The sequence below is a fragment of the Dyadobacter chenwenxiniae genome, from assembly GCF_022869785.1.
GTDB classification, from domain to species: Bacteria; Bacteroidota; Bacteroidia; order Cytophagales; family Spirosomataceae; genus Dyadobacter; species Dyadobacter chenwenxiniae.
The window spans coordinates 5,987,551-6,002,167 of the sequence record NZ_CP094997.1; the positions used below are offsets into that span (position 1 = coordinate 5,987,551).

The window sequence follows — 14,617 nt, forward strand, 5'->3', positions numbered from 1 at the left end:
TAACAATGGCTAACTATACAGACACAATTGAAATGAATGCTTCGCAGCAGGCGATGGAGCTGGAATATCGCTATGGGGCGCATAATTATAAGCCGATGCCGGTGGTTCTGGAACGTGGGCTGGGCGTGCATGTCTGGGATGTGGAGGGTAAGCAATATCTGGATTTCTTGTCTGCATATAGTGCGGTCAGTCAGGGGGCATTGCCATCCGAAAATAATTGACGCAATGATCGCGCAGGCGCAAAAGCTAACGTTGACTTCCCGGGCTTTTTATAATGATAAGCTTGGGGAATGTGAAAAGTCTTTGTGAATATTTTGGTTTTGATAAAGTCCTTATGATGAATTCCGGTGTGGAAGGCGGGGAAACTGCTTTGAAACTGACGCGGAAATGGGCTTATAAAGTAAAGGGAATTGAGCCGGACAAAGCCAAAACGGTTTACGCTTCGGGCAACTTCTGGGGAAGAACATTGGCAGCGATTTCCGCTTCTACAGACCCTTCCAGCACAAATGACTACGGACCGTTTTTACCTGGTTTTGAAATAATCCCTTTCGACGACCTGGAAGCTCTGGAAAATGCCTTCAAAGCCGATCCCAACATTGCAGGCTTTATGGTGGAACCGATTCAGGGCGAAGCTGGTGTTGTGGTTCCAAAAGAAGGTTATCTCAAAGGCGTCCGGGAGCTTTGTACCCAATACAATGTGCTCTTTATCGCCGACGAAGTGCAAACGGGCATCGGGCGCACAGGAAAGCGTCTTGCGTGCGACTGGGAAGGTGTTAAACCGGACATTCTGGTTTTGGGAAAAGCCCTTTCCGGCGGCGTAATGCCTGTTTCGGCTGCATTCGCGGATGATGAAGTGATGCTGACCATTGCACCCGGCGAGCACGGCTCCACATACGGGGGAAATCCTTTGGCCTGTGCGGTTACGGTTGCTGCATTGCAAGTGGTTATAGACGAAAATCTGGCTGAAAATGCGGAAACAATGGGTCAGCTTTTCAGAAATAGAATGCGTGATTTACAAAAACAATGTTCTCTTATTGAGGTCGTTAGAGGAAAGGGTTTGTTGAATGCAATCGTAATTAATGATACTGAAGACAGCCACACCGCAATGGATCTTTGTTACAAAATGATGGAAAAAGGATTGCTGTGTAAACCAACGCACGGAAACAAGATCCGGTTTGCGCCGCCTTTGGTCATTAACGAAGAACAGATGAACCAGGCATGTGATATTATTGAGCAGGTATTTTTAGCAAATGCGTAGCCGTTTATGAAAATAAAACTATTACTGGCCATTCTTTCCATCAGCGCGGCAGTGCTTTCATGCAAAGAGAAAAATGTAGACCCTGCCACTGACACGGAAACCAATCAATGGATCTACGAAAATATGAAATACTGGTATTACTGGAATGATAACATGACCACGAAGCCAGATTATTCCAAAGAGCCCGCCTCATTTTTCGAGTCGTTGCTTTACAGATATGACGCTGCATTACGTCCCGATGGCGACCGGTTTTCCTGGATTCAGGAGAGTGCGGAGGAACTGGAAGCGTCCCTGGGAGGTCAATCAAAAGCTTCGGGAATGGAATATAAGCTTACCTACTTCCCGACTGGCAGCCAGAACGTGATCGGCGTCGTGCTTTATGTGCTTCCGGATTCTCCCGCGGCCAAAGCAGGCTTCAAGAGAGGCGATATTTTTAGCAGCGTGAGCGGCCAGAAACTGACGGGCTCCAATTACAGCAAACTCCTTAATTCCCAGGAAAGACTGACTTACACGCTGGCGACTATCAATGCAGAAGGGACTTTGACAGAAGGAACAACAACACGCGACATTACGCCCGTGGTTTTACAGGAAGATCCTGTTTTCTTTGACACAACCTATAACATTGGTACGAATAAAATTGGCTATGTCGTTTACCACCAGTTCATTCCGGAGCCTTACCAAACCAATAACAAGCAGTATGACAAAAAGCTGGACGACATTTTCAACTCGTTCAAGAATGCAAATGTTAATGCGCTGATTGTTGATCTGCGCTATAATCCGGGCGGTTATGTGAGTTCTGCAACGAATCTGGGGAGTTTGATTGCGAAAGCGACCGCCAATGATGTTTTTTATTACAAGGAATACAACACGGAGGTGACGGAAACGAACATGAAGAAATATGGAGAATCCTATTTTTACGACAAGTTTGCCAGCAAAAGTCAGAACATTGGTTCCCAGCTTGACAATGTTGTTTTCTTAGTTTCTTCTCGTTCGGCTTCGGCGAGCGAGCTTTTGATTAATGGGTTGAAGCCTTACATGAATGTGACGCTGGTGGGCGGTAAAACGGTTGGTAAAAATGTAGGTTCTGTCACATTAACGGATCCGAAAAAGAAGGTGAAATGGGGATTGCAGCCTATTGTTTCAAAATCTTTAAACAAAGACAAAAAATCTGATTACAATGTGGGGTTCACGCCTGATATCGTGGCTAATGAAGGCAACATTCTCTATCCATACGGAAATCCCAAAGACCCTTTGCTCAGTGAAGCACTATTTAAAATCACAGGAACGCGCGTTACGCGGCAGTTGAAAAATGCCCGCACATTACAAGAAGAAGATAGTCAGGAAATTACGTCTACAATTCAGCGGAAAGCGGGAGGAAGCAATATGTTCTATGATAAATAGGCGTCATAAGGCATAGTTTTTTTAATTAATGATTTCAAACGAACATTAATCTAAACGAAGCATTATGGGAATCATCACTTGGATCATCGTCGGCCTGATTGCAGGCGCAATTGCAAAGGCAATTCACCCTGGGAAAGACCCGGGTGGTTTCATTGTTACAATTCTGATCGGTATTGCCGGCGCCGTTGTAGGTGGCTGGATTTCTTCAATGCTTGGTTACGGCACCGTGGATGGTTTCAACATCGGAAGTCTTTTCGTCGCTATTTTAGGAGCAGTAATATTGCTCTTTATTTATAGAAAGTTTAGTACGAGGTCTTAACGGATCAAAGTCGAAATGTCTGGTGAGGGAACGTGTGTAAACTGTTCTCTCACCATTTTTTATTGCTATTTTTACAAATTGCAATGCTAAGTTCCTAACTGATTTACTCATGAAGCTGGTTAACGATATGACTGTCTGGTTTTTGAAGCGGCGCTTCGAAAGGATCGAGCAGTTTATGAAAAACCCGATTGAAACCCAGCAACGCGTTTTTTCAGAGTTGATTGAAACAGCGCGGTACACGGAATGGGGAAGCAAATACAATTACGGCCAGATCAGGACGATCAAAGAGTTCCAGGATCAGGTGCCCGTTTCTACTTACGAAGAAATTTATCCATACATTGAGCGTGTGCTGCGCGGCGAGCCTAATGTAATGTGGCCATCCCAGATTGATTGGTTTTCAAAATCGTCGGGAACGACGAATGCACGCAGTAAATTTCTGCCGGTTTCCCCCGAGGCGTTGGAAGAATGCCATTACGAAGGTGGAAAGGATATGATGACTTTACTCATCAACAACCGGCCGGATACAATGGTTTTTGACGGCAAAGGCTTGTCCATTGGCGGCACTTTACACGCAAATCCTTTCGACGACTACACCCAGATCGGCGATGTTTCTGCGGTGATTATGCAAAATCTGCCTTCCTGGGCTGAGTTCATGCGCACGCCGCCGCTGGACGTAGCATTAATGGATCATTGGGAAAGCAAGTTGGAAAAAATGGCTTCTATTTGCTCTCAGGAAGATGTAACGAGCATTTTGGGCGTCCCCACCTGGACTATAGTGTTATTAGATCAGATCCTGGAACTCACGGGAAAGAAAAATATGCTCGAAGTTTGGCCAAATTTTGAGGTGTTCGTCCATGGGGCTGTTTCTTTTGAGCCATACAGGGATTTGTTTACGACAAAATATTTTCCGTCGGATCAGGTTTTATATCTTGAAACTTACAGCGCTTCGGAAGGCTTCTTTGCCATTCAGGATGATGTAAGTAGGGTTGGAGAAATGCTGTTAATGCTTGATTATGGCATTTTTTATGAGTTTGTCCCGGTTGAGGAAGTGGGTAAGCCGCATCCGAAAGCATTGCTTTTAGATGAAGTGGAGATAGGGAAAAATTATGCGCTGGTTATTTCTACAAACGCCGGTTTATGGCGCTATCTGATCGGAGACACGGTTAAGTTTACCTCAAAATATCCGTTCAGACTTAAAGTAAGCGGCAGGACGAAACATTTTATCAATGCATTTGGCGAGGAAGTGATTGTGGAGAATGCAGATTATGCCGTGAAAATAGCAACGCAAAAAACAGATTCGCTCGTTGCCAATTACACGGCAGGACCGGTTTACATGGGCGACGGCTCGCGCGGGCGGCATGAGTGGATCATCGAATTCACCAAAGAGCCTGACGACCGCGAACATTTTATTGCTTTGCTGGATGAAGCGCTCCGGGAAGTAAATTCCGATTACGACGCTAAACGTTATAAGGATATGGCACTGCTGATGCCCAAAGTCCATTTTGTCCCTTCAGGCACATTTTACGCCTGGATGGGGAAACTTCACAAGCTCGGCGGCCAAAATAAGGTTCCAAGACTAAGTAACAACCGGGAATATCTGGATGATCTGCTTGGAAGCATTTAGGGCTGTAGGCAGTCGGCTATCAGCTTTCGGCTTTCGGTTTTTTTAATAAAATTATAGATATAATAATAGCCGACGGCCGAAAGCTGATGGCCGAGAGCCCCAATGATCCCAATCTATCTTAAAATCAAAGGCCTGTATTCTTACCAGACAGAGCAGGAAATTCATTTCAATGCACTGACGGATGCGTCTTTATTCGGGATTTTTGGCGCGGTAGGAAGCGGGAAGTCTTCTATTCTTGAAGCGATTACATTTGCATTGTACGGCGATACCGAGCGGCTTAACAAGTCGGGGGATGACCGCACGTACAACATGATGAACCTGCGTTCAGATGAGTTACTCATTGATTTTGAATGTATTGCAGGGAAAAATGCAGAGCGTTACAGGTTCACCGTTCGTGGAAAAAGAAATAGTAAGAATTTCAAGGATGTAAAAACATTTGACCGGCGCGGCTATATCTGGCAGGACGAAAACTGGGTCCCGCTTCTGGAAACTGAAAATGCGGAAAGCATTATCGGGCTGAGCTATGACAATTTCCGTAGGACGATCATTATTCCGCAAGGGCGTTTTCAGGAATTCATTGAGCTGAGAGATGCCGAGCGGACGCGGATGATGAAAGAGCTTTTTCAGCTCGAAAAGTATGATCTGAGCCGTAATGTGGGATCATTAAGCAAGCAAAATGATCTTGCCATTTCCAATGTGGACGGCCAGTTAACAGGCTTGGGCGAGGTGACGGGCGAAATGGTGGCAGCCGAGGAAAAGCGCCGCGAAGAAGTGCGGGTCGAAATCCAGAAGGTCAGTGAAGCGTTACACATTCAAACTGAACTGGAAGCAGCGTTTCAAAAGTTGAAATTAACGGCTGAAAAAGTGATGTTGCTGCAAACTCAGTTGCAAGCAATGGAAACCCAGCGCCCTCAAATGCAGGAACGGGAGGCAATGTTAAAGATTTTTGAAACTTGTTCGCTGCATTTCAAATCAATCCTGGATCAAAAAAACACATTGAATGCCAGCATTGCGCGCGATCAAAAGATTTTTGAAAACAACAAGACCAGGCTGGACGAACTGACTAAGCTGGCTGAAAAACAGCAGGAATTACTAACTCGCCTTCAACCGCAATATGAAAAGCGCGAGGAGTTGCTGGACACAGCCGATGAATTGGAAAAAATTATTCAAATCATTGATAACAGGACTTCCGCGGCGAAACGGAAAGAAGCTTTGACACGCGGAACCGAACAGTTAAAAGAAAAAGAAGCCTCCATAGCGCGCTTAATCAAACAAAAGCAGGACAGTGAAGCCGAAAATGAGCAGCGGAAAAACGCCCTTTCCGATATTCAGGAAATCAGTGAGATAGGGTCATGGTTCACAACGTGTGATGCATTGATTGAGAAACGGCAATCCGTGAAAGCGGAAGCGGAAGCATTGCAAGCCGACATTACGGCTCAGCAACGATTGCTCATCGCGAAAATCAATGAAGTGAATGCAGCTTTTGCGCTTAACCTTCCGGAAAATCCTCCACTGGAAGCTTTTCAAGGTGCTATTCAGGTTTTTTTGACCAAAACAGGGGCAGAATCGAGAGATAAAAATCGCGAATTGCTTTCGCTGCATACGAAACTTGCGTTGCATCAATATGCAGGAGCGATCGTGGACGGTGAGCCTTGTCCGTTGTGCGGTTCAGCGGACCATCCGGCGGTTTTACATGCTGACAGTGCTGTGAATGAACACATTAAGCTTGCTGAAAGTGAAGTTTTAGTCCTAACCAAAAGAGAAAACGATATTCGCGCAACACAAGCGCCGGTTGAAAGGATTTATAATCAAATTGATAATCTGGAAAAGCTGAAAGCGACTATTAAGCATCGCTGGGCGGATGTAAAAACACAAATTGACGCGCATGACAAGCTTTTCGTCTGGAATAAATTTGATAAAAACGACCGCGCTGGTTTTAATAAACAATTTGCAGAAATCACTAAAAATCAGGCTGATATAAAGGAAGCGGATGTGAGGATTAAGGCGTTGATTTTGCAAATTGAAACTGAAAATTTAGAAAAAACGGAGCAGATCGAAAAACCGTTGCAGAGCTTGAAAGATGAGATTTTGCGGTTTGAGAATACAGTTCTGACATTAGCAGGGCAACTTCAAAAAGTAAATTTAAGAGAGTTCGAAGACCAATCTAAGCCAGCGATCCTGGAAAAAACAACAGCTTTTAGAAACAGTTACAAGGAAATTACAAGCCTTTTTGAGCAATCAGAAAAGAATTTGGATGGTGTTCAGAAAGAAAGAGATGTGCTTTCCGGCGCGCAGGGAACATTAAAAACAACACTGGATTCCAGCCAGCGCGACCTTGCTAATCTGCAAGCCAATGTTGAAGCGCAGTTAAAAGCATTCGATTTTGAATCAGAGGAACGGGTTAAGGAAATTCTGCAAAAGCCGATTCAGATTGATTTTGAAAGAAAAGCGATCGAAACATTCAAATATGCTTTGGATACGACTTCGAGGGACTTGGAAAATCTTCTAAAGGAAAATGCGGAGCAGCAGTATGATCGGCAGCAGCACGAAACGATCATCAAGGCCAAAGAAATTTTAACGGAAAGCCTGAATGCATTGCGTAAAGAAGAAGGCGGATTGGATCGGTTATTAAAGAAGATGGCCGAAGATCTGGCAAAAAAAGCAGCATTGCTAACTGAAAAAGCGCGTTTGCAGTTACGCAAGGAGCATTTAGACGATCTTGGCAAGTTGTTCCGTTCGAGCGGTTTTGTAGACTATGCATCCAGCATTTATCTGCAAAATCTGATTCAGGCCGCCAATCATCGTTTTCATCAAATGACGCACCAGCAACTGCATTTGGAATTGGGAGAAGGCAATAGCTTTTGGGTCAGGGATTTGTTGAATGGCGGGCATTTGCGCTTGTTGAAAACATTATCCGGCGGGCAGAAATTTCAGGCAGCATTATCACTTGCATTGGCGCTGGCAGATCATATTCATGTCAGGAATGGTTCAAAACATAACTTTTTCTTTTTGGATGAAGGTTTCGGTTCGTTAGACAAAAATGCGTTACAAACCGTTTTTGAAACATTGAAATCACTGAGAAAGGAAAACCGCATAGTCGGAATCATCAGCCACGTCGAAGATTTGCAACAGGAAATCCAGACGTATCTGAGCATTGAGGAAACGGAGGAAGGCAGTCGTATTGTGCCTAGTTGGAAGTGATGGGGGAAGTTAACGAATTGTCACGCTGAGCGGAAACGATGGAACTTACTACATCGTCACGCTGAGCCGAAACGATGGAACTTACCACATTGTCACGCTGAGCGGAGCCGAAGCGAGGGTAGGACGTCATCCTTCGTCCGTGGCGACATTTCGGCTCCGCTCAATGTGACAAGTGTCAGCAATGTGACAAGTGTTGGCAATGTGACAAGTGTTAGCAATGTGACAAGTGTCGACAATGTGACAAGTGTCAGCAATGTGACAAGTGCCATCAATGTGACAAGTGTTGACAGTGTCGCAACGTTTAAAACCAACGGCTTACACTAAACGAAATCAGGTAATCTGCAAATGCGGCATCGCCGTGCGCCTTACCGGTAACATCCTGCTTGTCAGCATAGCTTTTGGTGCGATTGCGATATAGCGCGATGGGAACGGACAGAGAAGCTGAGAATTTATTTTTGATATAAGCAACACCAGGTTCTCCGGAAATAACGTAACCGGGACGACGGTAACCTTTACTGCTTCCAATCAGGTCATCCGAAGGAACGCCTTCCGCACGACCGCCCAGCAACACGGAAAAACCGCCGCCAAGCGCCTGGCTTACGCCAAGTCTGGCTGCAAACTGGTCCACGGCGGCAAAATAGCCTACGATTGGATCAATCGTAGCCGATTGCGGATTACGGTTTACGCCATTATGTTCTTTGGGATTCGACAAATAAAAGCCGTTGAAATAGAGCGCTGTTTTCGGCGTGAATGAAACATATCCCTGCGTTTCAAGGAAGAAGCCCACGGCACCGTCGCCGAGTTGGATAGACTGGTCAACCGGTTTCACGATTGTGTAATCATTGCCTTCTTTATCCAATTTATGAAATTCTCCTTCAACTGCTTTGTCGCCGGTTGGGAGTTTGACTCCGCCACCGATTGCGATATTGAACTTTGGCATTTTCAATGGATCTCTTAGCCAGTAACTGGTCGAAATCCTCAAATCACCAATTCCTTTGGAGCTTGTATGGAAGCGTTTTTGTTCGGGATTGGCGGTTATTGCGTTTCCGTAATGCTCGTATAGGGACGAGCGGTCATTGTGCTGAACGGGTAAGGTTACAGAAATTGACCAACGCATATTGGGCTGATAAGTAAGTCCCAGATCCAGTGCATGCGCTACGTTAATTACTTCCGTTCCTTGTTCCACGCGCTCTTTTTCTTCATGATCGCCGCGGAAATGTTTGTACGAACGGAAAAAGCGATATCCCGCATTCACTTGGAATTTGCCGTTTTGCTGCTTGAAAAAATCAGCAGAAGTTGCACCGGCATGGCTCATGCCGCGAATGGCTACGCAACCCTGTGCGAAAGCGTTGTCTGTTAGTTGTGTAATGCAAAGGCACACCAAAAACACGAGTGTAAATATCTTTTTCATTGATCTTAATTTTTCAGATTGTAAAATGGAACATAGCTGCAGCATTTTCCGAACAGGAAGCTGAGCCAGAGTTAACTGTGTGATCTTGAAAAACTAAGAAAGTTCGGGCGGGGGAGACTCGAACGAACGGGGAGAAGATCTGAATGAAATTGCAAAGTCTTGAAAAGAAACCAGATTGGTTAACCGGATAAAATGGCAAGCCAGCTCAGACCGGGATTCTATAGGTAAATAACTTTTCACCAGGTCGTTCAGCAGCTTCAGTGCGCGCTGCGACGATGACTTTTTACTCTTATCGCTGTCCGACAAATCATTCATACTGCCCGCTAGCTCAAAGAACCGTTCACGCGCAGACGTGTTGGACTGCAATGTGATAAACAGTGTGTCGTTCTCAATTTTCTGGTGAACAACATTATAAAATTCACCATCTTTTTTGATTAGTCCGACAGTGCCTTCTTCGTTTTCCCAGGAAGTGGTGTAGGGCAGTGAAGGAGCAGGAATGGCTAGAACTTCGTGTATTAAGGTGTTTTCAGACTTTTTGGCCGTTGCAAACTCCTGGTCAAAACATAGCACGGCAACTGCAAGTCCAAACGTGTTGTACAAGAGCAAACCCAGAAGTGCTATGGATAGAAGTCTTTTCAAAAAATCTAAATTTTTCCAAAAATAGTATAGTATTTCCGATTTAACGGTATGCAACGACATTTAATAATCTGATAACACGTGTAAACGTCGCTTGTCATTGGTTGTGACATTAAAATGTATATTTGGGCACAATTTGCCCTTTACAGAGTTTATGCTTTTAGAAAATTTCTACGAGTCTTTTTGTTCCTGGTTTGAAGCCAAATTATCAGACAGAAACTGGTTATTGAAATTAACATTATTTGCAGTTTTTATTTCTCTTTTTCTCGCATTTCCGCCCTATTCCTTGCTCGTTTCCCATCTGAAAACCGATGGGGCAAAGCTGGATGCATGGGTTTTTATTCAAAATCAGGCGCAAGACCTGTTCCATCCGAAGGATATGGATTATGACGTCAGGCGTGAAAATATGATCCTGAGGTGGACATTGCCGTTCCTATCGTTCATTACTAACCATAATGTTCTGCTGATCCTGGTCGGGCAGGCACTATGCGGAATGTTATTTCTATTTAATATTGGGAGATTCATTTTCAGGATTTCGGCAGATAAGGTCGTTACCGGTTTCTTTGTTTTAGCCGTTGCCAACATTTTCGTCAGCGTCTGGACATTTGCTGATATACACGGTTACGGCGACGGGTTCGCTTATTTTTTCCTGCTAACCGCACTGCTGAGCCGCAATGTATTTGTCACATTTATATCCTTGCAAATTGCCTTTTTTACGGACGAGCGTGCAGTTGTTGCGGGAGGCTATTTGCTGCTTTGGTGGATTGTAGTGAAAGCCTACGAAAAGCAGGATTTCAGCGTGCTAACAATGATTAAGTCCGGGTTGTTAGGCGAAAGCGCAGTTGTTTGGATCGCCTGGTTATGCTATTTTGGTGTGCGCAATTATGTTCTGGCGACCTATTTTCCCCATCACAGTTACTCCACGATCGGGACGCCTGTTTTGTTTGCAAATGCACATAGAAATGGACTGGGGAGCAGTATTTGGTCGGCCTTTGAGGGAACCTGGCTTTTGATGGGAAGCGCATTACTTGCCCTGCTGCTGACTAAGCGTTACTGGCTGATTGCGGCGCTTTTCATCGGTTTCGCCGTTCTGCTGGCGACCGGCATCTACGTCCATGATATCGATCGGGCGCTTTCGTATGGGTTTCCGTTTATCCTTGCGGCATTTTTTATTTTGTATCAAACCGCATCGGAATCATCATTGAGGTTGATCCTGTTTTTTACAATGGTCATTTGCGTAGCCCATCCGCAGGTGTTTTATATGGGTTATAACAAAATTTTGTGGCTGGAACCGCTGCCTGTCAAAGCACTCATGTTGCTGGATAAAGTGATGTCCTGGAATGTGTTCAGCTGAAACGAATTGAGCGATAAATACCGATAAAGCAATAATTAATTCTAATTAACAAAGATGAATTATTTGAGGTTCGTTGAAGTGTTTGACCTGTGGGAGCTTAAATTTTTTTACACAAAGGCAATATTTTTACTAAACGGTATTGTATTATTTCAGAAAAAAATATCTGTACTTTACTAACGGATTGTCGCCGATGCATGACTCAACGATATATTAAAATATAAAAACTCTTTCTTTGCAAACTTCTATATGCCGCTATTAGTTGAGTTGAATACCTTTAACACCGGTGCCGGCAATCTGACCGTATTCGAAAAGATTATTCCAGGCACGATTAAGCGTGTGTTTTACATTTATGGCGCAGGTGAGTCCCAGCGCGGAGGACACAGGCACCACAAAACATGGAATGCGCTGATCTGCATCCACGGAAGCTGTCGGGTTTATTCCAATGATGGAGAAAAAGAAGAATATTTCATCCTCGATAACCCCACCTCCTGTCTAATTCTGGAACCAAAGGATTGGCACATTATGGATTCATTTTCTGACGATGCAATTCTCATCGTGCTTTCGAACGAATACTACGATATCGCCGATTACATTGACGAGCCCTATTTGCTGAATCAGATCGTATCGCAATGATCCCTTTTCTGGATTTAAACGAGGTTAATGCTCCTTATCTCAACGCCATTGAAGCAGCCTCGCTCCGGGTGATCCGTTCTGGTTGGTATATTTTAGGAAATGAGTTGAGATCGTTTGAGACAGCGTTTGCAACTTACTGTAATGTAACACATTGCGTAGGCGTAGCCAATGGGCTCGATGCGATCACGCTGATCCTGATGGCGTATGGGTTTCCGGAAGACAGTGAAATTATTATTCCTGCAAACACTTATATCGCTTCCGTTTTACCGGTTGCTTACCTGGGTTTTAAACCAATTTTCGTCGAACCGGACCCGGTAACAATGCTTTTGGATCCCGATAAAATTGCGCAAAAAATTACTCCGTTAACGAAAGCGATTATAGCCGTTGACCTTTACGGGCGCAGTTGTGAAATGGAACCGATCATGACGCTGGCTAGTCAGTATGGCCTGAAAGTGATTGCGGATGCTGCACAGGCGCATGGGGCAATTTATAAAAACAAAAAGATTGGCAGCATTGCCGATGCGACAGCATTCAGTTTTTATCCCACAAAAAATCTGGGTGCGCTTGGCGATGCAGGTGCCATCACTACCAGTGATGATGCGCTCGCAGAAAAAATCAGATATCTGCGTAACTACGGATCTTTGGTAAGATATAAAAATGATTATCAAGGTGTTAATAGCCGTTTGGATGAAATTCAGGCTGCAATATTAAATGTTAAGCTGCCATTTTTAGATGCTGAAAATGACCGTAGGCGGGCCGTCGCAGCGCGTTATCTTAACGAAATCCAGGTCAGAGACCTTACTTTGCCGCCCGCCGATCGGATTCAGGACGACGCATGGCATTTGTTTGTGATCCGGCATCCTGACCGCCCCCAATTCATTGCTCATTTAGACGCTAACGGAATCCAGACGAATGTGCATTATCCATTGCCCATTCACATGCAACAGGCTTTCCTGGAATATCGGGATTTACAACTGCCGATTACAGAACGTATTCACAACGAAGTAATTAGCTTACCATTAAATGCCGTGCTGACGGATGAGGAGGTCACTTATATCATTCAAACCGTTAATCAATTTAATTATCAGCAATGAAATTATCCGTCGTCATTCCGGTTTATAACAGTGAAAGAACGATCGCCCCATTGGTGGAAACATTGCAATCTGCGTTATCAGAGATTAGTTTTGAGATTGTAATGGTCAACGATGGGAGCAAAGATGGCTCGGAAAAGGTTTGCAGGCAGCTCGCCATAATTTATCCCAATGTTCGTTTTATCTCATTGCGCCGCAATTATGGCGAATTCAATGCGGTCATGTGCGGCCTGAACTGGGCATATGGCGATTATTGCGTGATGATCGATGATGATTTCCAAAATCCACCCGAAGAAATTCTGAAATTGATCGAAGTAGCAGAGCGCGACGATAATGATGTGGTTTATACTTATTATGCTAAAAAACAACATTCAACAGGGCGCAACCTGGGCAGCAAGCTTGTGAACTGGCTTACAAGTTATTTGCTTAACAAGCCGAAGGACCTTTATTTGTCCAGTTTCAAGCTGATCAGACAAGAGGTCGTTCAGGAAATTATCAAGTACAAAGGCCCCTATCCATATATTGACGGGTTGATTTTCAGGATCACGCGTAACATCGGAACAGTTCAGGTCACGCATTTGAAGCGCGAAGAAGGCGTATCGAATTACACATGGCAGAAGCTCATTTCTTTGTTTCTCAACATTTTATTTTGCTATTCATCGCTTCCGATCCGATTGTTTATGCCCATTGGGTTAGGATTGTCTTTATTCGGTTTTTTGCTGCTTTTTTATCTCAGCATTCAGTGGGTCATAGGACCGGACCCGAAAGGCTGGCAGGTGGTTACGGCCACATTGCTTTCAATAGGCGGCATCCAATGCACATTACTGAGCGTTCTTGGTGAATACATTGGGAAAAGTTTTATGGCACAAAGTGGTCAACCTCAATACATTATTAAATATAACAGCGCCGAGGCCGTATGATCGACAACAGACTGGAATACCAGCGCATGTATGCGTTAGAGCGTGCGCTCTGGTGGTATCAGGTGCTGCACGGAAAGGTATTTACCCAAATTAAAAAGCACTTCGGAGCTGAGAACCGAAACGTTAGGATTCTCGACGCTGCCTGTGGAACGGGCGGATTACTGTCGTTTTTGAGAGATGCCGGATATACCGATCTCACCGGATTTGACTACTCACAACACGCCATAGATTTTTCCCGCGAGCGGAATTTGAATGTTAGTTTTGGTGATCTTAAAAATGTCGGGTCCTTTCAATATGCAGAGAAATTTGATGTCATATGCTGCAACGACGCGCTTTATTTTCTTTCCGATGAAGAAATTGTTCAGGCGCTGACCGCCTTCAAGAAGAAGTTGAACAGCAACGGACTGATTATTATCAATATTCACGCATTTGAAGCGTTTTCCGGCACGCATGACATCGCTGTTGGCAGTTTAAGAAGGTTTGAGTTCGATCAATTTAAGCGTTTTTCAAAAGCTGCCGGCTTGACTATTCAGCACAACACTTACTGGCCATTCGCATTGTCATTGCCCATTTTAGCGGTTCGGCAGTGGCAGAATTTTCAAATTCGGAAGGGTAAAGTTGATGCCCGGCACCTGGATTCCGATGTGAAATTTCCAGGCTCGCTGATTAATTCAATATTAAAGGGAATCACCAAAACGGAACAATTGCTGGTCCCTAAAGCTCCGTTCGGCAGCTCCTTATTTATGACCATGACCTCGGAAAATTAATC

The 14,617-nt window shown here is 44.5% G+C and carries 12 protein-coding genes and 1 pseudogene; 10 read left to right on the plus strand and 3 right to left on the minus strand.

The genetic code is table 11. The features are described from left to right. The first annotated feature begins 5 nt into the window (after positions 1-5). From rocD to MUK70_RS25675, 5 genes and pseudogenes are all read left to right on the plus strand, one after another. Positions 6-1,258: pseudogene (rocD, locus tag MUK70_RS25655) on the plus strand (ornithine--oxo-acid transaminase). Positions 1,259-1,264: 6 nt separating this feature from the next. Next, positions 1,265-2,659, plus strand: a complete 1,395-nt coding sequence (locus MUK70_RS25660; RefSeq protein WP_234657319.1) for a S41 family peptidase — start codon at positions 1,265-1,267, stop codon at positions 2,657-2,659. 64 nt (positions 2,660-2,723) lie between these two features. Then, positions 2,724-2,978, plus strand: coding sequence for a GlsB/YeaQ/YmgE family stress response membrane protein (locus MUK70_RS25665; RefSeq protein ID WP_234615083.1), 255 nt, complete (start codon positions 2,724-2,726; stop codon positions 2,976-2,978). A 109-nt stretch (positions 2,979-3,087) separates the two neighbouring features. Beyond that, a complete protein-coding gene (locus MUK70_RS25670; protein WP_234657318.1) occupies positions 3,088-4,602 on the plus strand; it encodes a GH3 auxin-responsive promoter family protein in 1,515 nt (504 codons plus the stop codon). 102 nt (positions 4,603-4,704) lie between these two features. Beyond that, the gene (locus MUK70_RS25675) at positions 4,705-7,803 is read left to right on the plus strand and encodes an SbcC/MukB-like Walker B domain-containing protein (RefSeq protein ID WP_234657316.1); all 3,099 of its coding nucleotides are present in this window, start codon (positions 4,705-4,707) and stop codon (positions 7,801-7,803) included. 92 nt (positions 7,804-7,895) lie between these two features. Here the strand turns inward: MUK70_RS25675 and MUK70_RS25680 are convergent, their stop codons facing one another. From MUK70_RS25680 to MUK70_RS25690, 3 genes are all read right to left on the minus strand, one after another. Continuing rightward, on the minus strand, positions 7,896-8,072 hold the full coding sequence (locus MUK70_RS25680) for a hypothetical protein (RefSeq protein ID WP_234657314.1): 177 nt from the start codon (positions 8,070-8,072) through the stop codon (positions 7,896-7,898). Positions 8,073-8,104: 32 nt separating this feature from the next. Further along, positions 8,105-9,214 carry a hypothetical protein gene (locus MUK70_RS25685; protein WP_234657311.1) on the minus strand — a complete coding sequence of 370 codons (1,110 nt, stop codon included), beginning with the start codon at positions 9,212-9,214 and terminating at the stop codon, positions 8,105-8,107. A 93-nt stretch (positions 9,215-9,307) separates the two neighbouring features. Further along, positions 9,308-9,853 (minus strand): hypothetical protein, encoded by a 546-nt coding sequence (locus tag MUK70_RS25690; RefSeq protein ID WP_234605495.1) that lies wholly within the window; start codon positions 9,851-9,853, stop codon positions 9,308-9,310. Between the two features lie 151 nt (positions 9,854-10,004). Between MUK70_RS25690 and MUK70_RS25695 the strand changes: the two genes are divergently transcribed. The 5 genes from MUK70_RS25695 (at position 10,005) to MUK70_RS25715 (ending at position 14,615) form a co-directional block, all read left to right on the plus strand. Continuing rightward, positions 10,005-11,204 carry a hypothetical protein gene (locus MUK70_RS25695; RefSeq protein WP_234657309.1) on the plus strand — a complete coding sequence of 400 codons (1,200 nt, stop codon included), beginning with the start codon at positions 10,005-10,007 and terminating at the stop codon, positions 11,202-11,204. A 246-nt stretch (positions 11,205-11,450) separates the two neighbouring features. Then, on the plus strand, positions 11,451-11,837 hold the full coding sequence (locus MUK70_RS25700; protein ID WP_234657307.1) for a sugar 3,4-ketoisomerase: 387 nt from the start codon (positions 11,451-11,453) through the stop codon (positions 11,835-11,837). Beyond that, positions 11,834-12,931 (plus strand): DegT/DnrJ/EryC1/StrS family aminotransferase, encoded by a 1,098-nt coding sequence (locus MUK70_RS25705; RefSeq protein ID WP_234657305.1) that lies wholly within the window; start codon positions 11,834-11,836, stop codon positions 12,929-12,931. Before MUK70_RS25700 ends, MUK70_RS25705 begins: the two co-directional genes overlap by 4 nt. Beyond that, positions 12,928-13,848, plus strand: a complete 921-nt coding sequence (locus tag MUK70_RS25710; RefSeq protein ID WP_234605488.1) for a glycosyltransferase family 2 protein — start codon at positions 12,928-12,930, stop codon at positions 13,846-13,848. Before MUK70_RS25705 ends, MUK70_RS25710 begins: the two co-directional genes overlap by 4 nt. Continuing rightward, positions 13,845-14,615, plus strand: coding sequence for a class I SAM-dependent methyltransferase (locus MUK70_RS25715; RefSeq protein ID WP_234657303.1), 771 nt, complete (start codon positions 13,845-13,847; stop codon positions 14,613-14,615). Before MUK70_RS25710 ends, MUK70_RS25715 begins: the two co-directional genes overlap by 4 nt. The last annotated feature ends 2 nt before the right edge of the window (positions 14,616-14,617 follow it).